Raw genomic sequence first — 23,173 nt, forward strand, 5'->3', positions numbered from 1 at the left:
CGGCCTCCGCCCGGCGCTGCGGAGCCTCTAGTCGGTGAGCGGCTTCACCCAGCGCCGCCAGTGCTCCTCGGGCGCATACCCGGCGGCCCGCCAGGCATGGTGGGCGATTTCGTTCTTGCGCAGCACCATGGCGTCCCCGCGCCGCCCTCCGAGCCGTACGAAACGTTCCTCCGCGGCGGCGAGCAGGGCCGAGCCGATGCCGAGGCGCCGCCGTCCGGGATGAACGGCCAGCCGGTACAGATGGCAGCGCCAGCCGTCGAAGCCGGCGATCACGGTGCCGACCAGCTCGCCGTCGCGCTCCGCCAGGAGCAGGGCCTCGGGGTCGCGGGCGACCAGCCGCTCCACGCCGTTCCGGTCGTCACTGATGCTCGTGCCCTCGGCGGCCACCTTCCAGAAGGCGAGCACGGCATCGAGGTCCTCGGGCCGCGCGGCCCGTATCCGCAAGTCGGTCATGGGCCGATCCCATCACGGAGGCCGGGCGCGGGCCCCGTATTCCATCATGCGGACGGTCAGCGGCCGCGCAGCTCACGGACCACGGGAGCGAAGGCCTCGAGGTTCGGCTCCAGCACGGTCAGATACGAGAATCCGAAGCGCTCGCGCCGGGCCCGCACCTGCTCGACGATCTGCTCGACCGTGCCCACCAGGACGACCGGCAGATCCAGGACCTGCGGCTCGGTCAGATGAGGGATCCGGGGCAGCCACGGCCTGATGGCGGTGCCACGGTCCTCGGTGACGCCGACGATCTGGATCAGCAGGTTGAGCTCGGCGGGTTCCTCGCGGGAGGCGGCCGCCTTCCGGTAGAGCGCGACGCGTTCGTCGAGTTCGCCGGCCGTGATCGGCTCCAGGGTGCCGTCCTGCCGGGTGCGCGCACCCGTGAACGACACGATGTCGGCGTGCTCCGCGGCGATACGGAGCATCCGGTCGCCGTTGGCTCCGATCAGCAGCGGCACCCGCGGCTCCGGTGCGGTCGGAGGCCCGGAAGCCTCACTGCCGGGCCGAGGCGGCACGTGTGGGACCAGACCGGAGCCGAGGGGACCGAGGATCCGCCCCAACTCCTCGACCGTGTGCCGAAGACGGTCGACGCGCTCGCGCGCGGTGCCCCAGGGCAGACCCGCCGTCTCGTGCTCCGCCGGTACGTATCCGGTGCCGAGGCCGAGTTCGAGACGGCCGCCCGTCAGCGCGTTCGTGGTGGCCACCTCACGGGCCAGCAGGGTGGGGTTCCAGAAGGCCGCGTTGAGCACGAACGTGCCCAGCCGCGGCCGCTCGGTCGCCTCGGCGGCGGCGACCAGCGAGGGGAACGGGGCGGGCATGCCCAGATGGTCCGCCACGGTGATCACGTCGTAGCCGAGCTCCTCGGCGCGGCGGCACTTGGCGCGCCACTCGGCGGCGGACGCCGGGGTGAGCAGGCTGACACCGAAACGGAACGGGCGTGACATGAACGTTCCCTCCCTGTCGGGGACCTGCCCCGGTCCGGGTGGACCGGGGCGAGCCGGTCACTCGTGCGCGATGGCGTCGAGCACGTTCATGCGCGACGCACGCAGTGCCGGGAGCAGCGCCGCGACGATGCCGACGACGGCCGAACCGACCACGACCGCGACGATCGTCGTCCAGGGGATCGCGAGCGCCTTCATGCCCTGCAGCGCGAGCACCTGCTGGACACAGACGCCCCAGATGATTCCCAGCGCCAGTCCGAGGACGGCGCCGAACACGGCGATCACCACCGACTCCAGCCGGATCATCCGGCGCAGCTGGCGCCGGCCGAGCCCGATGGCGCGCAGCAGCCCGATCTCGCGGGTGCGCTCCACGACGGACAGCGCGAGGGTGTTGACCACGCCGAGCACCGCGATGACGATCGCCAGCCCGAGCAGCGCGTACACGAGGTAGAGCAGCACGGCGATCTGGTCGTGGATGAGCTTCTTGTAGTCGGCCTGGTCGCGGACCTGCACCTGTGGGTAGGGCTCGAGGGTCTTCTCCAGGCGGGGGCGCAGCTGGTCCGGGGTGGTGCCCGAGGCCGCGTTCACGTAGAGCGCGGAGTCCTGACCGCCGGGCACGAACTTCTCGATCGTGCCGAAGCCGATGACGAGCCCGCCCTGCATCCCGAACCCGTCGCTGCCGTCCTGGTCGGTGAGCGCGCCCACCGTCAGCTCGGTCTTGCGGCCGGCGGGGAACTCGACGGGGATCGTGCTGCCGACCCGCACGTCGTGGTCCTTCGCGAACTCCGCGTCCATGGCGATGCGACCCTCGCCGAGCGCCGCCGCCGTGTCGCCCTGCGCGTACGTGATGTGGGCGACGTCGTCGAGCCGCTCGTCGTAGGCGGAGGCGGCCGTCTCGATCCTCTTGCCGTCCGGCAGCCGCACCGCGACCGGAGTGAACCGCTGGCGGACGACGAGCCCGACGCCCTCGGTGGCGCGGACCTTGTCCGTGAGCTCCTTGGAGAACGGGACGAAGTTGTCGTTCTGGATCACGAAGTCGGCGCCGAGCGTCTTGTCGATCTGGTCGTCGAAGGATTTGCTCATGGACGCGCTGGCCACGGACATGCCGCCGACCAGGGCGAGTCCCACCATGAGCGCGGCGGCGGTGGCGCCCGTGCGCCGCGGATTGCGCAGCGCGTTGCGCTGACTCATCCGGCCCACCGGGCCGAAGATCGCCGGGAAGGCGCCTCCCAGCACCCGGATCACCGGCCGGACGAGCAAAGGCCCCGCGATCACCGTCGCGATCAGCGTCAGGACGACACCGAGTCCGAGCAGGGAGGCGGACGTCGATGTCTTCGACGAGGCCGCGCATCCGGCGAGTGCCGCGGCCCCGGCCGCCCCGACGACACCGCCCACCACGGCCCGTACCCGCAACGACCTGCCCACACCCGCGACCTCGGCGTCCGCGAGTGCCGCCATGGGGGAGACGCCCGCCGCGCGCCTGGCCGGGAGATACGCCGCGACATAGGTGACGCCGACCCCGACGACGTACGCCGCCACAGGAGTTCCCCAACCGATCACCATCTCGGTGGACTTGAGGTTCATGCCGAACGTGCTCATCAGCTTGATCAGCCCGATCGCCAGCCCGATCCCCGCCGCGAGGCCGAGGGTCGAACCGACCAGGCCGAGGAGCAGTGCCTCGGTGAGCACCGACCGGCGCACCTGACGGCGGTCGGCGCCGAGGGCGCGCAACAGGCCGAGCTCCCGGGTGCGCTGGGCGATCAGCATGGAGAAGGTGTTGACGATGAGGAATATCCCGACGAGCACGGCGATCCCCGCGAAGCCGAGCATCACGTACTTGATGACGTCGAGGAATCCGCCGAGTTGGGCGGCGGCCGACTCGGCCTGCTCATCGGCGGTCTTCAAGTCGTACGTCTTGGTGTCGAGTTCGGCGGCGATGCGCTGCTTGAGCAGCTCGTCGCCGACACCCGGCGCGGCGTCCACGGAGATGCTCGTGGCGACGTCGGGGCCGCCCAGCAGCTTGGTCTGCGCGGTCGGGGTGTCCAGGAAGATCAGCGCGGCACCGGGGTTGGTGGTGGTGAAGGTGGCGATCCCGACGATCCGCACCTGGAACGAGCCGGGCTGTGCCTGCACCGTCAGGGTGTCACCGATACCGAGGTGCTTCTTGTCGGCGGTGTCGGCGTCGAGCAGTGCCTCTCCGTCGCCCTTCGGCTCGTGTCCGGAGGTCAGCTTCACCGGACTGCGTTCCGTGATCTCCCAGTTGGTGACGATGGTGGGAGCGCCTGTCGTCGGTCCGACCGACTTGTTCTCGCTGTCGACGACCGGGGCGTTCTCCACCGACGCGTCCACATGGGTGGCGGCGACTCCGTCGACCTTGGCGATCCGGTCCGCGAGCGAGGCCGGCACCGTCTCCGTGGCGCCGGTCGGAAGCTGCGAGTTCAGGTCGTTCTTCGGCTCCACGGTCACATCGGCCGAGGTGGAGGCGAAGAGCCGGTCGAACGTGCGCGTCACCGTGTCCGAGAAGATGAGACTGCCCGCGACGAAGGCCACGGACAGCACGATGGCCAGTGCCGAGAGCAGCAGCCGGCCCTTGTGCGCGAAAAAGCTTCGCAATGTCGCCTTGAGCACGACCGCCTCAGTCCTTGTCGAGGGTTACGTCGCCGGAGCCGCTGTCGGGAGCGGCCTCGCCGGAGCTGCCGGGGGCGGCGTCGCCCTTGCCGGTGACGGGAGCCGTTCCACCCGTGTCGCCGACGCGGGCGCTGCCGTCGGAGTCCCCGTCGGGAACGGGGTCACCGGCCGCGCCGCGCCCGCCGTCGTAGGTCACCCGGATGGTGTCGAAACGCTTCATCCGCTCCAGCACGGCCTCCGCGGTGGGACGCTCCATCTCGTCCACGATGCGCCCGTCCGCGAGGAAGAGGACCAGGTCGGAGTGGGCGGCCGCGCCGGGATCGTGCGTGACCATGACGACGGTCTGGCCCAGCTCGTCGACGGCCTCGCGCAGGAAGCCGAGGACTTCGAGGCCCGCGCGGGAGTCCAGGTTGCCGGTCGGCTCGTCCGCGAAGATCAGCTCGGGCCGGGAGGCGAGCGCCCGCGCGCAGGCGACGCGCTGCTGCTGCCCGCCGGACAGCTGGGCGGGCCGGTGCTTCAGCCGGTCGCGCAGCCCGAGGGTGTCGATGACCTGGTCCAGCCACTGCTGGTCGGGCTTCTGGCCCGCGATGTCCATGGGCAGCGTGATGTTCTCCGCCGCGTTCAGTGTGGGGATCAGGTTGAACGACTGGAACATGAAGCCGATCCGGTCCCGTCGCAGCCGGGTCAGTTCGCGGTCCTTCAGCCCGGTGATCTCGGTGTCGCCCAGCCACACCTGTCCGGCCGAGACGGTGTCGAGGCCCGCCAGGCAGTGCATGAGGGTGGACTTTCCGGAGCCCGAGGGGCCCATGACGGCGGTGAACCGGCCGCGCGCGATGTCCACGTCGACCGAGTCGAGGGCCAGGACCGCGGTCTCGCCGGAACCATATGCCTTGGTCAGGCCGCGGGCGCGGGCGGCGATCCCGTCCCCTTCCGCGCGGCCGGGAAGATGCTCGGCAGCAGCTGTGGACAAGACCGCCTCCTCTGTGATGGATCTCCGGACTCCTCGTCCGCGCCTGAGCGTAGTGTGATCGGAGGCACACTCGGTATCCCCCCTGAGTGCCGGATGGTCTCCGCCCCAGGGTGTGGCCCTGATACCGATGTAAGGGGCACTCTCCACCGGAGTTCTCCACCCCCCGGTCCGGGCGGCCCTCTTGCCGGTGCTAGTGATTCCGCGCTAGCTTCGAAGGATGGCGAAGACTCAGCTGAACGTCCGGGTGGACGAGGGCACAGCACGGGCCGCCCGGGAGCGAGCCCTGGAACGGGGGATGAGCGTGAACCGCTACATCGAAGAACTCGTCCGGCAGGACACCGGGGAAGTGGGCCACACCTTCGTGGAGGCCGCCGCGGACTTCATGAAGCAGTACGAGTCCGTCTTCGCCGAGGAATTCGGCGCGGACCGTGAAGGCACCCGCGAAGGTCGTCGTTGATCCCTTGAGCAGTCTCAGAGTCGATCTTGCCTGGCTCCTCATGATCGCCGAACAGAAAACGCCCGGAGATCCCCAGGTCACCGACTGGGGTGCCCTCGTCGCCGCGGTCAGCCGGCACGAAGCGGAGATCTTCGGCATCCCCGTCTACGACAGCCCGCACGCCCGCGCCGCCGCGCTGCTCCAGCTCCTGCTGCACGTCCCGGCACTCGAACGCTCCAACGCGATGTTCGCCTCGGCCGTCGCGTACGCCTATCTCGTCGCCAGCGGCCTGAAGGTCGTCACCTCACCCGAACAGGTGCGGGAGCTGGCCCGCCTCGTGAAGAGCGGCGAGGCCACGGTGCACGACATCACGAACGAACTGCGCCGCTGGAGCCTGTGACACCGTCCGTGCCCCGCGGCCCGATCCGAACGACGGCCCCTAGCCGAGCGGTCGGCGGGCCGTGCCCAGGACGCAGTACGAGGTGGGCAGGCGCGGCCCCTTCTCGGGCATCAGCAGCCGCCGGTAGGGGCCCAGTTCGAAGCCCGCCGCACGCAGGGCGGCGATCGGGTCGCGGGACAGATGGCAGCCGCCGTTCAGCCGCGGCCACACCGTGCGGTCCAGGCCCCGCTGGGCGGACGCCATCACCCGCCCGCCGCCCCTGCCGTGCTCGAAGAACCGCACCGTGCCGCCGGGGCGCAGCACCCGCCGCACCTCGGCGAGCGCCCTCGGCACGTCCCGCACGCTGCACAGCACCAGGGAGAGCACGGCGGCGTCGTACGCCTCGCTCTTGACCGGCAGGGCCTCCGCGGCACCCGGTGCCACATCGACCGGCACCTCGCTGCGCAGCGCCGCCTCCACGGCCAACCGCCGGAGCAGCCGCTCGGGTTCGATGGCGACGACTTCCGCGACGGTGCCCGGATAGTGCGCGAAGTTCAGGCCGTTGCCCGCGCCGATCTCGATGACCCGCCCCGACAGCCCGGTGAGCAGCCGGTCGCGTACCCGGCCCATACCCATCCGGGTCTCGGCGGCGACACTGACGCGGGCGTAGTAGCGGGCGAACACCGGATGGTGCACGGCCTCCGGAGAGACCTTGCCGGAGCCGGCCGGCCGGAGCGACATGAACGGCATGACGGACCTCCCGGGAGGACGGGTCTTACCGGGATTCTCCCCTCAGGAGGCCCGGCGCACGCGCGGGGCATGCCGGTGCCCTCTTCATGGAGGGGCCACGGGAAGGGGCGCCGACGCCGATGCGCGCGTGGACGGCAGGCCGTGTCGCCCTGGTGTCCATGTCCGGGTACGCCGGGGTGCGGAGACGAGGCTCCTCGCTCCCGCCGTGTCGCGGGAGCGAGGTGCCCGTCAGATCCTGTGCGCCGCGGCGAAGGCGTCGGCGTTCCAGCGTCCGCCCAACCGATGGTCCAGCCAACTCGGCGCCCCCGTACGGAACTCGGCGGGCGAACGGGCCCCCGCGCCCGCCGGTACCGCGCCCAGCAGGGGCCCCCCGGACACCGCCGGGAGGTCCGCGAGATTGCACCGCATCGCCAGATCGGGGGAGTCCGGCCAGCTGCCGATCACCACGCCCGCGAAGTCCAGCTGCCGGCGCCGCAGTTCACGGGCCGTCAACTCCGTCGTGTTGAGCGTGCCCAACCCCGCGGAAGCGACGACCAGCACGGGTGCGTCGAGCAGCCCAGCCGCGTCCGCCAGCGTCCCGTCCTCGTCGTCGAACCGGACGAGCAGGCCACCGGCGCCCTCGACCAGCACCAGATCGTGCTCGGTGGCCAGCTTGGCCGCGGCCTCCGCGGTCACCTGCGGAGACACCGGCGCGAGGCCGGCCCGCCGGGCGGCCGTCGAGGGCGCCAACGGCTCCGGATAACGGCCCAGTTCGAGCGTCGTGACGGCACCCGCGAGCCGGGCCACCTCGTCGGCGTCGCCGCGCTCGTGCGGACGTACACCGGTCTGCGCGGGTTTCAGGACGGCCACGGACCGCCCTGCCGCGAGAGCCGTGGCGGCGACGGCGGCTGTCACGACCGTCTTGCCGACCTCCGTGCCCGTCCCCGTGATCACCAGTACCGGCATCTCAACCCTCCCGCGCCGCCGCGCACACCGCGCGGGCGATCCGTGCCAGATCCGTGTCGCCCGTGACGTACGGCGGCATCGTGTAGACGAGGTCGCGGAACGGCCGCAGCCACACGCCCTCGCGCACCGCGGCGGCCGTCGCCGCCTTCATGTCCACCTCGTGGTCGAGCTGGACGACCCCGATCGCGCCGAGCACCCGTACGTCCCGGACACCCGGCAGGGACGCCGCCTCCGCGAGGCCGTCCCGCAGACCCGTCTCGATCCGCTTCACCTCGGTCCGCCAGTCCTGGCCGAGCAGCAGGTCGATGGACGCGCACGCCACCGCCGCGGCGAGCGGATTGCCCATGAAGGTCGGTCCGTGTGCGAGCACCGGGACCTCGCCGCGCGAGATGCCGTCGGCCACCCGCGAGGTGCACAGCGTCGCCGCCATCGTCAGATAGCCGCCGGTCAACGCCTTGCCGACGCACATCACGTCCGGGGTGACTCCCGCGTGGTCCGCCGCGAACAGCTCACCCGTACGGCCGAAGCCGGTGGCGATCTCGTCGAAGACCAGCAGCACGTCGTGCGCGTCGCACGCCTCGCGCAGCACCCGCAGATATTCGGGGGAGTGGAAACGCATCCCGCCCGCGCCCTGCACCACCGGTTCCACGATGACGGCGGCGAGCTCGTCGGCGTGCCGCCCGATCAGCTCGCGCAGCCGGTCGGCGTACGCCTCCTCGTAGCCGGTCGGCGGCGCCTCGGCGAACACCTGACGCTGGAGCACGCCCTGCCACAGCTCGTGCATCCCGCCCTCGGGGTCGCACACCGACATGGGCTGCCAGGTGTCCCCGTGATAGCCGCCGCGCCAGGTCAGCAGCCGCTGCTTGCCCGGCCGGCCGAGCGAGCGCCAGTGCTGGAGGCACATCTTGACGGCGACCTCGACGGAGACCGAACCGGAATCGGCGAGGAAGACGTGCTCCAGCCCCTCCGGAGTGATGTCGACCAGTAGTTTCGCCAGCCGTACGGCGGGCTCGTGGGTGAGCCCGCCGAACATCACGTGGCTCATGCGCTCCAGCTGGCCGCGAGCCGCGTCGTTCAGGACCGGGTGGTTGTAGCCGTGGATCGCCGACCACCAGGACGACATGCCGTCGATCAGCTCGCCGCCACCTTCGGCCAGGCGCAGCCGGACCCCGCTCGCCGACTCCACGACCAGCGGCTCCTGGCGGCCGGGCATCGGCCCGTACGGATGCCAGACGTGCCGCCGGTCGAGGTCGAGCAGTTCCCGTACGGACAGGTCAGGCATTGGGCGCGAGGTCCGTCCCGGCGCCGCGGCGGCGCACGGAGACAAGGTCCGTGCGGGCCTCGGCGGGCGCCGCCGCCGATGCCGGAACCGCAGCCGCGGAACCGCACACCCCGCCGTCCGCGTGGGACCCGCAGCCGGACTCCGTCTGCGACCCGCACCCGGCGCTGTCGTGCGATCCGCATCCGGCTTCCGCGTGCGATCCGCAGCCGCCGGCCACCGACGCCCGGTGCTCCGGCAGCGTCACCTCGCCCGCGTTCTCCACCTCGAAGCCGGCGTCCGCGATCATCTCCAGGTCGGCCTGGCCCGCCTGGCCCTCGCTGGTGAGGTAGTCACCGAGGAAGATCGAGTTGGCGAGGTTCAGGGCGAGCGGCTGGAGGGTGCGCAGATGCACCTCGCGGCCGCCGGCGATGCGGACCTCGACGTCCGGGCAGACGAACCGGACCATGGCAAGGATGCGCAGACAGCGCTGCGGGGTGAGGTTCCACTCCTTGGCGAGCGGGGTGCCCTCGAAGGGGATCAGGAAGTTCACCGGAACGGAGTCAGGGTCGAGCTCGCGCAGCGCGTACACGACGTCCACGAGGTCCTCGTCCGACTCACCCATGCCCGCGATCAGACCCGAGCAGGCGGACAGCCCCGCGGCGTGCGCCTTCTGGACCGTGTCGACCCGGTCGGCGTACGTGTGGGTGGTCGTGATCTCCCCGTACGTCCCCTCGGACGTGTTCAGGTTGTGGTTGTAGGCGTCCGCGCCCGCCTCGCGCAGCCGTTCGGCCTGGCCGTCGGAGAGCAGGCCGAGGCAGGCGCACACCTCGACGTTCTCGTTCTGGTCCTTGATCGCCTTGATCGTGTCGGAGACCCGGTCCACGTCACGGTCCGTCGGGCCGCGCCCGCTGGCCACCAGACAGACCCGCTTGGCGCCCCCGGCGAGCCCGGCCGCCGCGGCCCGGGAGGCCTCGTCGGGCTTGAGCCAGGTGTACTTGAGAATGCCCGCCTTCGAGCCGAGGCGCTGCGAGCAGTAAGAGCAGTCCTCCGGGCACAGGCCCGACTTGAGGTTGACGAGATAGTTCAGTTTCACCCGTCGGCCGAACCAGTGCCGGCGTACCTTGCCGGCCGCGGCCACCACGTCGAGCACGTCGTCGTCGGAGGTGGCCAGTACGGCCAGCGCCTCGTCGCGGGTCGGCAGCTCGCGCCGAAGCCCCTTGTCCACCAGCGTGTTCAGCAGGTCCATGAGGTCCGATCCTGGACCATGCGACCGCTCTCGGCCAAGGAGAGTTTGCACAACAGAGATGGTTCGACGTGTGGGTATTGCCACATCCTGGGCCGAAGGAGCGACCGCTAGGGTCTGTGCACTGCCTACAAAGCACCCGCCACCGCACTGGCCACGAGCCCCGGAGGACACATGGCGTTCGGCTGGATCGACGAGCAGGCCGAGGCGCGCCGCCGGGCCGGACTCGTGCGTACGTTGCGCCCGCGCCCCGCCGACTCGCCGCTCCTCGATCTCGCGAGCAACGACTACCTCGGGCTCGCCCGCCATCCGGAGGTCACCGAGGGCGCGGCACGGGCCGCTCGCACGTGGGGCGGCGGCGCGACGGGCTCCCGGCTCGTCACCGGCACCACCGAACTGCACGGCGAGCTGGAACGCGAGCTGGCCGACTTCTGCGGCTTCGAATCCGCGCTCGTCTTCTCCTCCGGATACGCGGCCAACCTCGCCGCCGTCACCGCGCTCGCGCCGCACGGCTCGCTGGTCGTCTCGGACGCGGGCAACCACGCCTCACTGATCGACGGCTGCCGGCTGGCCCGCGGCACCACACAGGTCGTGGGGCACGCCGACCCCGACGGCGTGCGCAAGGCGCTCGGCACCCATGAGGGACCCGCCGTCATGGTCTCCGACACGGTCTTCTCGGTGGACGGCGACGCGGCACCGCTCGCCGGGCTCGCCCTCGCCTGCCGGGAGTACGGCGCCGGACTGGTCGTCGACGACGCGCACGGACTCGGTGTCCTGGGCGACGGCGGCAGGGGCGCCGCGTACGCGGCGGGGCTCGCGGGAGACCCGGACGTCGTCGTGACCGTCACGCTCTCCAAGTCGCTCGGCAGCCAGGGCGGCGCCGTCCTCGGCCCGGCTGCGGTCATCGATCACCTGATCAACGCGGCGCGCACCTTCATCTTCGACACCGGTCTGGCGCCGGCGGCGGCGGGCGCGGCCCTGGCGGCGCTGCGGCTGCTGCGCCGCGAACCCCGGCGGGCGGCGCGGGCGCGCGAGGTGGCCACGGCACTGCACACCCGTCTGACGGCGGAGGGTCTCGCCGCGGTACGACCGGACGCCGCCGTCGTCTCCGTGCGGGCACCGTCCCCCGAACGAGCGGTGCGATGGGCGGCCGACTGCCGCGAGGCGGGCCTCGCCGTCGGCTGTTTCCGTCCCCCGTCGGTGCCCGACGGTATTTCGCGGCTGCGGCTGACGGCCCGCGCGGACCTCACCGATGAGCAGATCGAGCACGCGGTGGACGTGATCAGCCGGAACCGGTGAGCCGGTGAGCCGTGGAGCCGTGGTGCGGTGCACCGGTGCGCTGTGCGGGTCAGCTCAGTCCGGTGATGAACCCCTCCCAGACGCCAGGGGCGAACAGCAGGGCGGGGCCGGCCGCGTTCTTGGAATCGCGCACCGCGACCATTCCGGACCAGGGCCCGGAGACCGGACGTGCCGTCTCGACGCAGTTGTTCATTCCCGTGCTGCGGCTGCTGCGCAGCCATCGCACGCCGTGCAGTGAGGTACTGGAGGGTACGTACCGAGGCATTGCAGACATGGGGGTGCCTCCTTACGCGCCGTCAGCTATCCCGGCGATGTAGTCCAACGAGTCCTCGGGCGAAAGGGCGTGGAACTGAAGGGCGTTGAAGGCCTCGGTGTAGGCCTGGAGGTCTTCTTTCCGCTCGAGGTAGAGGCTACTCGTCAAGTGGTCGAGAACAACCACATCCAGATCAGTTGTGTTCGGAAATGAGAAAATAACGAAAGGCCCGGTGACTCCGATGTGAGCTCCGGCGGCGAACGGCAGTACCTGGAGCCGTACTTGAGGCAGGATGGCGGCCTCCCGCAGCCGGCACAGCTGGCGTGCCATGACCTCGGGACCGCCGACCTCCCGCCGTAACACCGCTTCGTCCAGCACCGCGGCCAGCCTCAGCGGCGGGTCCGAACGCAGCACGTCCTGCCGGGCCAGACGCACCTCGACCAGGGCGTCGAGCTTGTTCTCCTCCAGTCCGTCCACGGCGGCCCGCGTCACCGCGCGGGCGTAGTCCGGCGTCTGCAGCAGCCCGGGTACGACGGAGGTCTCCAGGGTGCGCATGCCGCTGGCCCCCGACTCCAGACTGATGAAGTCGCGGTACGCGGGCGGGAGCACCCCGCGATACGCGTGCCACCAGTGATGACGGCCGTTGCCCTCGGACCCCGCCAACACGACGAGGAGCTGGCGCAGTTCCGGATCCTCGACGCCGTACGCGTCCAACAGGCGTTCCACATCGGCCGGTTTCACCCCGCTGGTGCCGGTCTCGATGCGGCTCACCTTCGACTGGTGCCAGCCGAGCAGGCGGGCCGCCTCACCGCTCGTGAGGCCCGAGCCCGCGCGCAGCGCGCGCAGTTCGGCGCCGAGCTTGCGGCGGCGCACCGCGGGACCGTGCTGCATGGCCGTTCTCCTTACTCCCTCCAAGTCGCCCGAATACGCTCTGCCGACGCAGAGTTCACCGCATCGAGCGACAGATATATGCATTACTCGGTGGATCGCACCCGTGACCCGTCCGGTAATGGCAGTCTGGCGCAAGCACCAGTCCGGGACCGTACTCGAACCGTCCGCTCGGTGTCGGGCTCCGGTCCCGTGGGAAAGGGACGACGTCGCCATGGCAGATCACCAGGAAGCATCCGTCACGCTGCGGAGCGAACCCGTCTCGGTTTCCACGGCCCGTAAATTCGTCGCCGAGGTGTTGGCCGAATGGGGCCTGCCGTGCGACTCCGAAGTCGCCGAAACAGTACGGCTGATCGTGTCCGAACTGGCCACCAACGCCGTCCAGCACACCTTCGGGCAGTCGCCCACCTTCACGGTCGACGTACGTCTCGACCGGGAGGAGCACCTGCGCATCGGAGTCACCGACAGCCATCCGCGTTTTCCGAAGCGGCTGCCCGCGGCTGTTCAGCAGGACAACGGCCGCGGCATGGTGATCATCCGCTGGCTGGCCGCCGAATGCGGGGGCAGACTCACCGTCCGGCCGACCACGGAGGGCGGCAAGACGGTCTCCATCGAACTCCCGTGGACGGTACCGGTCCAGCCGGTGACGGCCGGGGGCCCGCAAGAGCCTTAGCGCCCGCGTTCGGAGAGGCCGTCTCGAAGAGGGGCTGCTGCGGACCGGCCCTTCGGACAGGGTCGTCCGGTGAGGCGATTCCGACGGCCGTTCGGACAGGGGCTTTCTGAGAGGCGATTCCGACCGGCCCTTCGGACAGGCCCTAGCCCTCCGCGCGACTGCCGGGCCGGTGCTGTCCGGCCCGCCCGAAGGCGCCGCGCAGCAGGGCACGGAACGCGTCGGCCGCGGGGGCCGTCACATCCGTCCGGTGGACGACGGAGATCGTACGGCGCAGATCACCCGGCTCCAGCGACCGCGTCCCCACCGGCGTCGCCGCGGTCGCCGCCACCATCTCCGGCACGACCGCGATCCCGAGTCCGGCGCTGACCAGCGCGCACACCAGCGCGTACCCCGGAGTCTCGACGAGCACCGCCGGCGTGGCCCCCGCCCGGGCCAGCGCGGCTTCCACACCCTGCCGGGGAGGGTGGTCCGGGGCCATGCTGATCAGCGGCTGCCCGGCGAGCTCGGCGAGCGGCAGCCGTGCCGAACCGCCCGCGAGGATGTGACCGGGGGCGGTCACCAGCACCAGTTCCTCGACCAGGACCGGCTCGATGCCCACGGACGACGGCAGCGGGACCGGTGCGGCGGGCTGGTAGGTGTGTGTGAGGGCCAGATCCACCTCGCCGGCCGCCACCGCCGCGATCCCGTGCGGGGGCTCGTAGTCGGCGACCGTGAGTTCCACGTCCGGGTGGGCCCGGCGGAAGGCGCTGAGTACGGGCGGCAGCAGATGGATGCCCGCCGTCTGGAAGGTGCCGAGCCGCAGCGTGCCGCCCGACAGTCCCGCCAGCCGGGCCAGTTCGTGCCGGGCCAGCTCCATCTCGTCGAGGACCCGGCGGGCCCGTGCCACCAGCAGTTCACCCGCCCCGGTGAGCCGTGTCCCGCGATGGGAGCGCACCAGCAGCGTCGCCCCCGCCTCCCGCTCCAGCTTCGCCACCTGCTGGGACAGCGCCGGTGGGGTGTACCCGAGACGTTCGGCGGCCCGGGTGATCGACCCCGCCTCGGCGACCGCCACCAGCGCCGCGAGTCGCGTCGGGTCGTACATCGATTCCCTCCCGGGTCCGGCGGCACCACGCTGGAGGCACAGGATCGCCGGGTCTGAACGAATGCTCGGGTCTGAACGAAGGCTCAGGTCTAAACGAACGCTTAAGACCGGGGCAGGATATTCGACATACCTCCTGAAGGCCCGGACCGGGCAGCCTGGGGGGCATGGACGCACAGCTGGTCGCCTTCACGGGCGTCGCCGCGGGCATGGTCGCCATGCCGGGCGCGGACTTCACCGTCGTCGTACGCAACGCCCTCGTCTCGCGCCGGGCGGGAGTCGCGTGCGCCCTCGGTATCGCGGGCGGGCTGCTGCTCCACACCGCGCTCGCCGTCGCCGGGGTCGCCGCGGTCCTCACCGCCGTACCGGCGCTGTTCCGGACGCTCCAGCTGCTCGGCGGTGCCTATGTGCTGTACCTGGGCCTGCGCACGCTGCGCTCACTGGAGCGCCCGCGCGGGGTGGTGTCCGACGGGGCGGACCCGCGTCCCGGAGAGGCCGTGGCGGGGGAGGAGCGACCGCGCGCGAGGGCGGCGGGGGAGGCGGACCCGGGTGCGCGCCCGCTGCGGCAGGGCTTCGTCACCAACGCACTCAACCCGAAGGCGCCCATCACCTTTCTCAGCCTGCTGCCGCAGTTCGTTCCGGCGGGCAGTCCGGCGATGCCGCGGACGCTGCTCCTGGCGCTCATCGTGGTCGTTCTGGCCCTGCTGTGGTTCCCGGCGGTCGCGCTGCTGGTGGACCGGCTCGGACGGTGGCTGCGCGGGCCGCGGGCCGCACGCGTCGTGGAGGGGGTCACCGGCGGCGCCCTCACCGTTCTGGGCCTCGTCCTGGTGCTGGAGCCGCTGAGGAGCTGAACCGGACCTCTCGCCTCGTCGCGAGGCGGGCGTGCGGGGCCGGGCCGGGCCGGTGGTCATGGGGAATCAGAAACCGGTCCTGGCCGGGTCGCACCCGGTTCACGAGCCAGGTGGCCCCGGGGCGGCGGCACGTGGGCCGCCGCCCCGGGGGCAGAGTCAGCTGACCCTGCCGTACCAGACGCTTCTCGTCCAGATCTTCTGGAGCTTCACCACTTCCCCGGTCTTCGGGGAGTGCCAGATCTTTCCCTTCCCGGCGTAGATGCCGACGTGGTACACGTTCCGGCCCGAGTGGAAGAACACGAGGTCACCGGCCTTGCGGTGCGAGGCGGAGACATGGTGCGTCTTGTTGTACTGCGCCGCGGCCGTACGAGGCAGCTTCTTGCCCGCCTTCTTGTACGAGTAGAGCGTGAGCCCGGAGCAGTCGAAGCGGTGCGGTCCCGTGGCGCCCCACTTGTACGGGGAGCCGTGCTTGGACGCCGCGACCTGGAGTGCCTTCGTCGCAGGTGTGGCCGCCTGGGCGTCGGGTGCGACGCCGGGGACCACGAGGCTGCCGCCCACGGCGGCGATGGTGAGCGCCGAGGCCGTACCGGCCCGGGTCCACAGCGACGGGACACGATTGAGCGCAGTCATGCGCAACCCTTCGTCAGCCGCCTGTGAAGGATGACCTGTCGGATTCGGGCTGGCGAAGTTGCCCGGCCGCTGCTGCGGCTTCACCCCAAGGACCGCCCGGATTGCTCCGGCGGACCGTCGTGCTGGGTCCTCCACTCCTGCCGATGCACATCTGTCGACCGGTCATCCAGGCGGCGGCAGGACTCGGCGTCCGCCCGGACCGCCCCGCCGCTGCGGCGGGGGCTTGTCGTCGGAAGGGATCTTCACTCATCAGTGTCGGAAAATCCGAGCGGAACCGGTGTTTTGTGGGCTTACTCACCACTCACCCGTTCGGGTGGACACCCCTCCGTTCGAGGGGGTGTTGGGGACACCGACCATGCCCGCACCTGCGACGAAGGGCTCATCCGGCCTTTCTGCTCCGCGTGTTGCGCAACTTGAACGGGTCGCAGAAAGGATCGTTCGCTACGCCATCGGGGGGTACACCATCCGGTCCGTTTGTGTCCCGGGCCGGACGGCGCGGAGTCGTGGCGCGTATCGGCGCCGGTGTGGGTGCGTCAACTGCCGGAATCGGGCGGCACGGTGACCCGGGCCGCCCGCCGCTCTCCGTCGAGAACCCGCAGGGCCTGAGCCAGGGTCGGGGCGTGCACCTCGCTCTCGCCCCGCTGGTGCATCAGCGTCAGGGCGTCCCGCAGGGCCACCGCCTTGCCGACCAGCGCCTGAGCCGCCCTCAGGCCGCGATAGGTGTCTCCGGGGCGGGCCGGGTTGATACGGCCGAGCAGGTCGACCACGTCGAGGTAGCGGTCGATCAGCTCGGCCTCGGCGCGGGTCAGCGCGGGCAGCGGGGGGAGGTCCGGGATCATCGGCCGCTCACCTCGCACCGGGGGTCGCGCGCGAGGCCTTGCGGCTCGGGACGATCCGGTCGATCAGCCCGTAGGCCAGCGCCGCCGGCGCGTCGAGGATCTTGTCCCGCTCGATGTCCGCCGCGACCCGTTCCGGGCTCTGTCCCGTGTGCCGTACGAGCATCTCCTCCAGCGTCGCGCGGGTGCGTGCCAACTCGTCGGCCTGAATGGCCAGGTCGCTCGCCTGCCCCTGGATCGGCTCCGGGACCGACGGTTGGTGGATGAGGACGCGGGCTCCCGGCAGGGCGAGCCGCTTGCCCGGAGCGCCGCCGGCCAGCAGGACGGCGGCGGCCGAGGCCGCCTGGCCGAGGCAGACCGTCTCGACGTCGCAGGTCACGAACTGCATCGTGTCGTAGATCGCGGTCATCGCGCTGAAGGAGCCGCCAGGGGAGTTGATGTAGAGCGAGATGTCCTGCTCGGGCGCCTGGTGTTCGAGGTACATGAACTGGGCCATCACATCGTTCGCCGAGATGTCGTCGATCGGCGTCCCGAGGAACACGATCCGCTCGCTGAGCAGCTTCGAGTACGGATCCTGCGTCCGGTGCCCCGTGCTGGTGCGTTCGGTGAACTCGGGCAGGACATGGCGGGCGGACGGGCTGGTCATGTCGAGCACCTCCTCTGGTTCGACGTATGTAAAAAATGTACAGGACGTACGTCGCTGGGGAAGGGGGCCATGCTGAGAGCGAAACGGCGGCCCGCCGGGCCGGGAAGCGGTCCGCAAGCGTCCTCTCCCGCCGGCAGGCGGGATCTTGTGCACCCCGTGGTGCCGCCGGGCCCGGTCTAAGCTGGACGTCATGGCCTACGAGATTCCGGTGACGCAAGCCAGGGCTGAGCTCGCCGAACTGATCAATCGCGTCGTGTACGGCGGGGAGCGCGTCGTCGTGACGCGGCACGGAAAGCCGCTCGTCGCCCTGGTCTCCGCCGCCGACCTGGAGCGCCTCGAAGAACTCCAGGAGCCCGCGGACGAGCAGGTGATCAGCGCGCTGTCCAGCGTGCGCGAGGTCGCGTCCGCGCCCCGCGAACGCCAGCGGTTCGGCATCGCCGCGGAGCACCGGGGGCCCAGCGCCTCCTAGCCGCCGGGGGTTCGGTACGGGCCACGGCGGGACTGTGCGGCGGCCCACCGGGCATTCGCAAGGACTGGTGTGGTGCAACGTCGTCGTGGGCGTCGGCCACTTCAGTACGTGGCGCCCGCTGATTCCAGCGGCTCATCCTCCGCTAGGAGCGCGTCGCCGGTCCGAGGCGGCGGCGATGCGCTCGCTGTCGGCAGGTCGCTCCGCAGTAGCGGGCAGGGCGGCCGGTGGACCGAGCCTCGAGCCCGGCCCCGCACTCCTCGCACCGCGGCGCCGCGTGAAGAGTGGCGGGCGCGTCACGAAATGCTCGCTCTTCCGTGACGAGTGCTGGACTCCGCAGGCTCTCCAGCGCCAGCCGTACCACGCGGTTGCCGCCGTTCCGGTCCGGGTGGGCGGCCCATATCGTCACGCACCCGATGGTGAGCGCGGCGACATCGTCCGCGCTGACGTCGGTGCGGACCCCACCGGCCTGCTTCGCCGCGGCGAGCAGTTCGTCGAGTGCCTGGCGGAACCGTCGCGCCGACGCGGCCAGGTTCGGGCGCGGCCAGCTCGTTTCCGTGGTCAAGGCCTCGCACGCATGCTTGCGCCCTTTGGACGTTTCGACGACCTCCAGGAGGAAGCCGAAGAACGCCGCGACAGGGTCAGTGCGGGCCGCCCACCGCCGAGCGGCGTCCACCTGGGCGTCGACCTGCTGGACGAGCACGGCCTCCAGCAGGATCTCCTTGCTGGGGAAGTGCCGGTACACGGTGCCGGCACCCACCCCCGCCTGCCGTGCGATCGCGCCGAGCGAGACGTCCGGGCCGTGCTCGTCGAACGCCCGCGAGGCGGCGGCGAGCACCTTCCTGCGATTACGGCGGGCATCGATCCGGCCGACGTCCTCGGGAGCTGCGGTCATGTCACGTAATCCCTTGTCCGTCGGACTCAACCGGGTGGAGCATTCCACATCGACCCCGGGCCCGAGCCGACCGTGCCCACCGACAATCCCGGGGCGGAGGACGACATGACCACTGACCGCTTGGTCCTCGTGACCGGTGCGACCGGTCGGCAGGGCGGTGCCACCACCCGCCGGCTCCTGGCGGCCGGCAGGCCGGTGCGCGCGCTCGTGCGGGACGCGACCGCTCCCGCCGCCAAGGCACTTGAAACCGCCGGGGCCGAGCTCGTCCGCGGCGACTTCGACGACCCGTCGAGTCTGCCTGCAGCGTTGGAGGGAGCAGCGGCACTGTTCGCCGTACCGCCCGGAGCATTCGGGCCGTCCGGCTCCGACGCCGAGCGGGAGTTCGCCCGGGGCCGGGCACTGATCGATGCCGCGGCCGCCGCGGGGATCGGGCACGTCGTGTTCACGGGCGTCGCGTCCACGCCGGGTCGCCCGGGCGGCTCAGAAGGGAAGCAGCGCATCGAGGACCACCTGCGCGAGCGGATCCGGTCAGTGACCGTGCTGCGCCCGGTGCGCTTCATGTCGAACTATCTCGGTTCGACGCCCATCGGTCTCGACGGCATCGTCCACGGCGTGCACCGGCACATCTTCCCACCGGACGAACCTGTCCAGATCATCGCGGTGGAGGACATCGCCGAGTTCGCCGCGCTGGCCTTCGACCACCCGGACCGATTCGCGGGGAGAAGTCTGGAGCTGGCTGGGGACGCGCCCACCCCGGCCGAGGCAGTCGCCGCGATCAGTGAGGCCACCGGTGCCGCGGTGCGCTACGAGCAGATCACCCATGCCGAGGCCGCTGCACTCAACCCCGGGATCGCCCAGGTCCGGGAGCGCTGGGCAGCCGGATCGCGCTGGCACGCCGACATCGAGGTGCTGCGCGTCATCCACCCCGGACTGCGGACGCTCGCGGACTGGCTCGCCGAATCCGGCGCCACCCTGCTGCGCAAGCGACTCCTCGAAACCGCCTAGTACGCCAGCTGTCGGCCGTGCTCCTGCTGGTGGGGGCGGTGAGCGGACGGGTGCGGTCACCGTTGATCATCATGCCTTGTGTGGAGCAACGATGTGACGGTGGCCGTGTCCAGCCGGTCCGCAGCGCGGCCCACCGGCTCGGCCCGACCGGCGACGCCACCGTCAAGTCCGGTCCCGCACCGGTCATGCAGGCGGCAAGCCCCATGCCAGAGGTGAAGATCACGATCCGCGGCTGGAGCGCCAACCCGTATACGGCCCGGGTCGCTGCGGCGTCGCGGCTTTCCAGGATGCCGGCGCGGTCGGGCGAGACGGAACCCGGGAAGCGGGGCGGGCGCTCGTGGGTGACGGTGTGCGGTCGGCCGGCCCTGGGGGGACCACAGGCTGGTTAACGTCCTCGAAACTCCGGCCAACTAGCGTGCGCATCCACGCCACCAGGGGTTTTGGTGGCTGCGGCCACCGGGCCCCGCACGGTCCGGAGCGAGGATGTGAGGTGGGACGCCGTGCATTTGACCCCGCACGAGCAGGAGAGGCTGCTGATCCATGTGGCCGCCGACGTCGCCGAGAAGCGCCGGGCCCGCGGGCTGAAACTGAACCACCCCGAAGCCGTCGCCCTGATCACGTCGCACATCCTCGAGGGCGCCCGCGACGGCCGTACCGTCGCCGAGCTGATGTCCTCCGGGCGCAAGATCCTCACCCGGGACGACGTCATGTCGGGCATCCCCGAGATGATCCACGACGTCCAGGTCGAGGCGACCTTCCCGGACGGCACCAAGCTCGTCACCGTCCACGACCCGATCGTCTGACGGGAGAGCAGGCGCCATGATCCCCGGAGAGATTCTCTTCGCCGACGAGCCCGTCGTCTTCAACGAGGGCCGTGAGGTCACCCGTATGACCGTGCTCAACGCCGCCGACCGCCCCGTCCAGGTCGGCTCCCACTACCACTTCGCCGAGGCCAACCCCGGGCTGGACTTCGATCGCGCCGCCGCGCGCGGCAAGCGGCTCAACGTCGCCGCCGGCACCGCCGTGCGCTTCGAGCCCGGGATCCCCGTCGACGTCGAACTCGTCCCGCTCGCCGGCGCCCGTGTGGTGCCCGGCCTGCGCGGGGAGACCGGAGGTGCCCTCGATGCCTGAGATCTCGCGTGCCGTGTACGCCGACCTGTTCGGCCCCACCACCGGCGACCGCATCCGCCTCGCGGACACCGACCTGCTGATCGAGATCGAGGAGGACCGCTCCGGCGGTCCCGGACTCGCCGGTGACGAAGCGGTGTTCGGCGGAGGCAAGGTCATCCGGGAATCCATGGGCCAGGCGCGCGCTACGCGCGCAGACGGCACCCCGGACACGGTCGTCACCGGTGTCGTGATCATCGACCACTGGGGGATCGTCAAGGCCGACGTCGGCATCCGCGACGGCCGGATCTCCGGTATCGGCAAGGCCGGCAACCCGGACACCATGGACGGTGTCCACCCCGACCTGGTGATCGGCCCCGAGACCGAGATCATCGCGGGCAACGGGCGCATCCTGACGGCGGGCGCCATCGACGCGCACGTCCATCTGATCTGTCCGCAGATCGCCGACGAGGCGCTCGCCTCCGGCATCACGACGCTCGTCGGCGGCGGTACCGGCCCCGCCGAGGGCTCCAAGGCGACCACCGTCACGCCCGGCCCCTGGCATCTGGCCCGGATGCTGGAGGCGATGGAGGGGTACCCGCTCAACTTCGGTCTGCTCGGCAAGGGCAACACCGTCTCGCACGAGGCGATGCTGTCGCAGATCCGGGGCGGCGCGCTCGGCCTGAAGATCCATGAGGACTGGGGCTCGACGCCCGCGGCGATCGACGCGGCGCTCACCGTCGCCGACCGCACCGGCATCCAGGTCGCCATCCACACCGACACCCTCAACGAGGCCGGGTTCGTCGCCGACACCCTCGCGGCGATCGGCGGACGCGGCATTCACGCGTATCACACCGAGGGTGCGGGCGGCGGGCACGCGCCGGACATCATGTCCGTGGTCTCCGAGTCGTACGTGCTCCCCAGCTCGACCAACCCGACCCGGCCCTACACCGTCAACACCGCCGAGGAACACCTCGACATGCTGATGGTGTGCCACCACCTGAACCCGGCGGTGCCCGAGGACCTGGCCTTCGCCGAGTCCCGGATCCGGCCGTCGACCATCGGCGCCGAGGACATATTGCACGACCTCGGCGCCATCTCGATCATCTCCTCCGACTCCCAGGCCATGGGCCGCGTCGGCGAGGTCATCATGCGGACCTGGCAGACGGCCCACGTGATGAAGCGGCGCCGGGGGGCGCTGCCCGGTGACGGCCGCGCGGACAACCACCGGGTCCGTCGCTATGTCGCCAAATACACCATCAATCCGGCGCTCGCGCAGGGCCTCGCGCGGGAGATCGGCTCCGTCGAGACCGGCAAGCTCGCCGACCTCGTGCTGTGGGAGCCCGCGTTCTTCGGGGTCAAGCCGCATCTCGTCATCAAGGGCGGAATGATCGCGTACGCGCAGATGGGCGACGCCAACGCGTCGATCCCGACGCCCCAGCCGATCCTGCCCCGGCCGATGTTCGGGGCGATCGGGCGCGCACCGGCGGCGAACTCGTTCAACTTCGTCGCGCCGCTCGCCATCGAGGACGGGCTCCCGGAACGGCTCTCGCTCGGCAAGCGGTTCGTGGCCATCGACTCGACGCGGGCGGTCACCAAGGCCGACATGCGGGAGAACGACGCACGGCCCGAGGTGCGGATCGACCCCGACAGCTTCGCCGTGCACATCGACGGCGAACTCGTCGAGGCGACTCCGGCCGCCGAACTGCCCATGGCCCAGCGTTACTTCCTCTTCTGATGTCCAGGGCAGCGCTTCTCGTCCTGGCCGACGGCCGCTTTCCCGCCGGAGGGCACGCGCACTCCGGCGGGGCCGAGGCGGCCGTCAAGGCCGGGCGGATCACCGGAGCGGCGACCCTGGAGGACTTCTGCAGGGGCCGGCTGCACACGACCGGACTCGTCGCGGCCGCACTGGCCGCGGCGGCCGCGCTCGGGATCGATCCGTCGGCCCTCGACGCGGCCGCCGACGCCCGCACGCCCTCGCCGGCGCTGCGGGTCGCCGCGCGGCGGCTCGGACGGCAGCTCGTGCGGGCGGCCAGAGCGACCTGGCCCTCCGCCGAACTGGACGCGCTGGCACGGGAGTTCCCCAAGGGCTCCCATCAGCCGGTGGTGCTGGGCGTGACGGCGCGGGCTGCCGGACTGGGGCCCGAGGACGCCGCATATTGCTCCGCGTACGAGTGCGTCAGCGGGCCGGCGTCGGCGACGGTGCGGTTGCTGAGCCTCGACCCGTTCGACGCGACGGCCGTGCTGGCCCGCCTCGCACCGGAACTCGACGTCGTCGCCCACGCCGCGGCCGGTGCGGCGCGGCGGGCTCTCGACGACGGGGTCGAGGCGCTGCCCGCGGCATCGGCACCGCTGCTGGAGATCGGCGCGGAGGCACACGCGGCCTGGCCGGTACGCCTCTTCGCGTCGTAGAAGTCATCGCTTCCGGGGCAGCCGCCCCCACACCCCCGCCGTCGGCCCGCACGGCCCGGTCCGCGAACGCCGGACAGGCCGCCTCGCGT

26 protein-coding genes and 1 riboswitch are annotated in these 23,173 nt (G+C 71.4%); of the genes, 11 read left to right on the top strand and 15 right to left on the bottom strand.

The features are described 5' to 3' along the window. Positions 1 to 27 precede the first annotated feature (27 nt). From OOK38_RS27685 to OOK38_RS27700, 4 genes are read right to left on the bottom strand one after another with little or no spacing between them, the layout of a single operon-like run. Positions 28 to 453 (bottom strand): GNAT family N-acetyltransferase, encoded by a 426-nt coding sequence (locus tag OOK38_RS27685; protein ID WP_266756084.1) that lies wholly within the window; start codon positions 451 to 453, stop codon positions 28 to 30. A 56-nt stretch (positions 454 to 509) separates the two neighbouring features. Further along, positions 510 to 1,436, bottom strand: coding sequence for an LLM class F420-dependent oxidoreductase (locus OOK38_RS27690; protein ID WP_266756082.1), 927 nt, complete (start codon positions 1,434 to 1,436; stop codon positions 510 to 512). A gap of 57 nt (positions 1,437 to 1,493) precedes the next feature. Further along, positions 1,494 to 4,061: an ABC transporter permease gene (locus OOK38_RS27695; RefSeq protein ID WP_266756080.1), complete on the bottom strand. Its 2,568-nt coding sequence runs from the start codon at positions 4,059 to 4,061 to the stop codon at positions 1,494 to 1,496. A 7-nt stretch (positions 4,062 to 4,068) separates the two neighbouring features. After that, positions 4,069 to 5,031: an ABC transporter ATP-binding protein gene (locus tag OOK38_RS27700; protein ID WP_266756079.1), complete on the bottom strand. Its 963-nt coding sequence runs from the start codon at positions 5,029 to 5,031 to the stop codon at positions 4,069 to 4,071. A gap of 217 nt (positions 5,032 to 5,248) precedes the next feature. Between OOK38_RS27700 and OOK38_RS27705 the strand changes: the two genes are divergently transcribed. Together OOK38_RS27705 and OOK38_RS27710 are read left to right on the top strand one after the other, a co-directional pair. Beyond that, on the top strand, positions 5,249 to 5,488 hold the full coding sequence (locus OOK38_RS27705; RefSeq protein ID WP_028800409.1) for a toxin-antitoxin system antitoxin component: 240 nt from the start codon (positions 5,249 to 5,251) through the stop codon (positions 5,486 to 5,488). 4 nt (positions 5,489 to 5,492) lie between these two features. Beyond that, positions 5,493 to 5,867 (top strand): fic family toxin-antitoxin system, toxin component, encoded by a 375-nt coding sequence (locus OOK38_RS27710; protein ID WP_266756074.1) that lies wholly within the window; start codon positions 5,493 to 5,495, stop codon positions 5,865 to 5,867. Positions 5,868 to 5,906: 39 nt separating this feature from the next. Here the strand turns inward: OOK38_RS27710 and OOK38_RS27715 are convergent, their stop codons facing one another. The 4 genes from OOK38_RS27715 to bioB all read right to left on the bottom strand — a co-directional run bounded on the left by OOK38_RS27715 (position 5,907) and on the right by bioB (position 10,048). Continuing rightward, the gene (locus OOK38_RS27715; RefSeq protein WP_266765579.1) at positions 5,907 to 6,587 is read right to left on the bottom strand and encodes a class I SAM-dependent methyltransferase; all 681 of its coding nucleotides are present in this window, start codon (positions 6,585 to 6,587) and stop codon (positions 5,907 to 5,909) included. Between the two features lie 237 nt (positions 6,588 to 6,824). Then, positions 6,825 to 7,541 carry a dethiobiotin synthase gene (gene bioD, locus OOK38_RS27720; protein WP_266756072.1) on the bottom strand — a complete coding sequence of 239 codons (717 nt, stop codon included), beginning with the start codon at positions 7,539 to 7,541 and terminating at the stop codon, positions 6,825 to 6,827. Position 7,542: 1 nt separating this feature from the next. Then, entirely contained in the window at positions 7,543 to 8,823 is a 1,281-nt protein-coding gene (locus OOK38_RS27725) for an adenosylmethionine--8-amino-7-oxononanoate transaminase (RefSeq protein ID WP_266756071.1), read from the bottom strand. Beyond that, positions 8,816 to 10,048, bottom strand: coding sequence for a biotin synthase BioB (bioB, locus tag OOK38_RS27730; RefSeq protein WP_266756069.1), 1,233 nt, complete (start codon positions 10,046 to 10,048; stop codon positions 8,816 to 8,818). Before bioB ends, OOK38_RS27725 begins: the two co-directional genes overlap by 8 nt. A 171-nt stretch (positions 10,049 to 10,219) precedes the next feature. Here bioB and OOK38_RS27735 point away from each other — a divergent pair, with 171 nt between their 5' ends. Further along, positions 10,220 to 11,344 (top strand): 8-amino-7-oxononanoate synthase, encoded by a 1,125-nt coding sequence (locus OOK38_RS27735; protein WP_266756068.1) that lies wholly within the window; start codon positions 10,220 to 10,222, stop codon positions 11,342 to 11,344. A 49-nt stretch (positions 11,345 to 11,393) separates the two neighbouring features. Here the strand turns inward: OOK38_RS27735 and OOK38_RS27740 are convergent, their stop codons facing one another. Both OOK38_RS27740 and OOK38_RS27745 read right to left on the bottom strand, forming a co-directional pair. Further along, complete coding sequence (locus tag OOK38_RS27740) at positions 11,394 to 11,618, bottom strand: DUF397 domain-containing protein (RefSeq protein ID WP_266756066.1); 225 nt, start codon at positions 11,616 to 11,618, stop codon at positions 11,394 to 11,396. A gap of 12 nt (positions 11,619 to 11,630) precedes the next feature. Beyond that, the gene (locus OOK38_RS27745; RefSeq protein ID WP_266756064.1) at positions 11,631 to 12,488 is read right to left on the bottom strand and encodes a helix-turn-helix transcriptional regulator; all 858 of its coding nucleotides are present in this window, start codon (positions 12,486 to 12,488) and stop codon (positions 11,631 to 11,633) included. A 211-nt stretch (positions 12,489 to 12,699) separates the two neighbouring features. On the opposite strand from OOK38_RS27745, the gene OOK38_RS27750 reads away from it, so the two are divergent. Beyond that, positions 12,700 to 13,158, top strand: a complete 459-nt coding sequence (locus OOK38_RS27750; protein ID WP_266756062.1) for an ATP-binding protein — start codon at positions 12,700 to 12,702, stop codon at positions 13,156 to 13,158. Between the two features lie 142 nt (positions 13,159 to 13,300). On the opposite strand, the gene OOK38_RS27755 is transcribed toward OOK38_RS27750, so the two are convergent. Beyond that, positions 13,301 to 14,239 carry a LysR family transcriptional regulator gene (locus OOK38_RS27755; protein ID WP_266756060.1) on the bottom strand — a complete coding sequence of 313 codons (939 nt, stop codon included), beginning with the start codon at positions 14,237 to 14,239 and terminating at the stop codon, positions 13,301 to 13,303. A gap of 164 nt (positions 14,240 to 14,403) precedes the next feature. On the opposite strand from OOK38_RS27755, the gene OOK38_RS27760 reads away from it, so the two are divergent. Next, positions 14,404 to 15,087, top strand: coding sequence for a LysE family translocator (locus OOK38_RS27760; protein WP_266756059.1), 684 nt, complete (start codon positions 14,404 to 14,406; stop codon positions 15,085 to 15,087). A 156-nt stretch (positions 15,088 to 15,243) separates the two neighbouring features. Here the strand turns inward: OOK38_RS27760 and OOK38_RS27765 are convergent, their stop codons facing one another. The 3 genes from OOK38_RS27765 to OOK38_RS27775 all read right to left on the bottom strand — a co-directional run bounded on the left by OOK38_RS27765 (position 15,244) and on the right by OOK38_RS27775 (position 17,199). Further along, positions 15,244 to 15,717 carry a C40 family peptidase gene (locus OOK38_RS27765; RefSeq protein ID WP_266756057.1) on the bottom strand — a complete coding sequence of 158 codons (474 nt, stop codon included), beginning with the start codon at positions 15,715 to 15,717 and terminating at the stop codon, positions 15,244 to 15,246. Between the two features lie 2 nt (positions 15,718 to 15,719). Further along, positions 15,720 to 15,884, bottom strand: a riboswitch (cyclic di-AMP (ydaO/yuaA leader). A 366-nt stretch (positions 15,885 to 16,250) separates the two neighbouring features. Further along, a complete protein-coding gene (locus OOK38_RS27770) occupies positions 16,251 to 16,556 on the bottom strand; it encodes a hypothetical protein (protein WP_266756055.1) in 306 nt (101 codons plus the stop codon). Between the two features lie 7 nt (positions 16,557 to 16,563). Continuing rightward, entirely contained in the window at positions 16,564 to 17,199 is a 636-nt protein-coding gene (locus OOK38_RS27775; protein WP_266756053.1) for an ATP-dependent Clp protease proteolytic subunit, read from the bottom strand. A gap of 190 nt (positions 17,200 to 17,389) precedes the next feature. Between OOK38_RS27775 and OOK38_RS27780 the strand changes: the two genes are divergently transcribed. Then, positions 17,390 to 17,668, top strand: a complete 279-nt coding sequence (locus OOK38_RS27780; RefSeq protein WP_266756051.1) for a type II toxin-antitoxin system Phd/YefM family antitoxin — start codon at positions 17,390 to 17,392, stop codon at positions 17,666 to 17,668. A gap of 142 nt (positions 17,669 to 17,810) precedes the next feature. On the opposite strand, the gene OOK38_RS27785 is transcribed toward OOK38_RS27780, so the two are convergent. Next, the gene (locus tag OOK38_RS27785; protein WP_266756049.1) at positions 17,811 to 18,560 is read right to left on the bottom strand and encodes a TetR/AcrR family transcriptional regulator; all 750 of its coding nucleotides are present in this window, start codon (positions 18,558 to 18,560) and stop codon (positions 17,811 to 17,813) included. Positions 18,561 to 18,665: 105 nt separating this feature from the next. Between OOK38_RS27785 and OOK38_RS27790 the strand changes: the two genes are divergently transcribed. From OOK38_RS27790 to OOK38_RS27810, 5 genes are all read left to right on the top strand, one after another. After that, the gene (locus tag OOK38_RS27790; protein WP_266756048.1) at positions 18,666 to 19,565 is read left to right on the top strand and encodes an NmrA/HSCARG family protein; all 900 of its coding nucleotides are present in this window, start codon (positions 18,666 to 18,668) and stop codon (positions 19,563 to 19,565) included. A 500-nt stretch (positions 19,566 to 20,065) separates the two neighbouring features. Beyond that, on the top strand, positions 20,066 to 20,368 hold the full coding sequence (locus OOK38_RS27795) for an urease subunit gamma (RefSeq protein ID WP_266756047.1): 303 nt from the start codon (positions 20,066 to 20,068) through the stop codon (positions 20,366 to 20,368). Between the two features lie 16 nt (positions 20,369 to 20,384). Then, positions 20,385 to 20,696, top strand: a complete 312-nt coding sequence (locus OOK38_RS27800; protein WP_266756045.1) for an urease subunit beta — start codon at positions 20,385 to 20,387, stop codon at positions 20,694 to 20,696. Then, on the top strand, positions 20,689 to 22,410 hold the full coding sequence (locus tag OOK38_RS27805) for an urease subunit alpha (RefSeq protein ID WP_266756044.1): 1,722 nt from the start codon (positions 20,689 to 20,691) through the stop codon (positions 22,408 to 22,410). Before OOK38_RS27800 ends, OOK38_RS27805 begins: the two co-directional genes overlap by 8 nt. Beyond that, the gene (locus OOK38_RS27810) at positions 22,410 to 23,084 is read left to right on the top strand and encodes an urease accessory protein UreF (protein WP_266756042.1); all 675 of its coding nucleotides are present in this window, start codon (positions 22,410 to 22,412) and stop codon (positions 23,082 to 23,084) included. The genes OOK38_RS27805 and OOK38_RS27810 overlap by 1 nt, the downstream gene beginning before the upstream one ends. Positions 23,085 to 23,173: the final 89 nt, after the last annotated feature.

It is taken from the genome of Streptomyces sp. NBC_00568 (assembly GCF_026341855.1).
Lineage (GTDB): Bacteria > Actinomycetota > Actinomycetes > Streptomycetales > Streptomycetaceae > Streptomyces.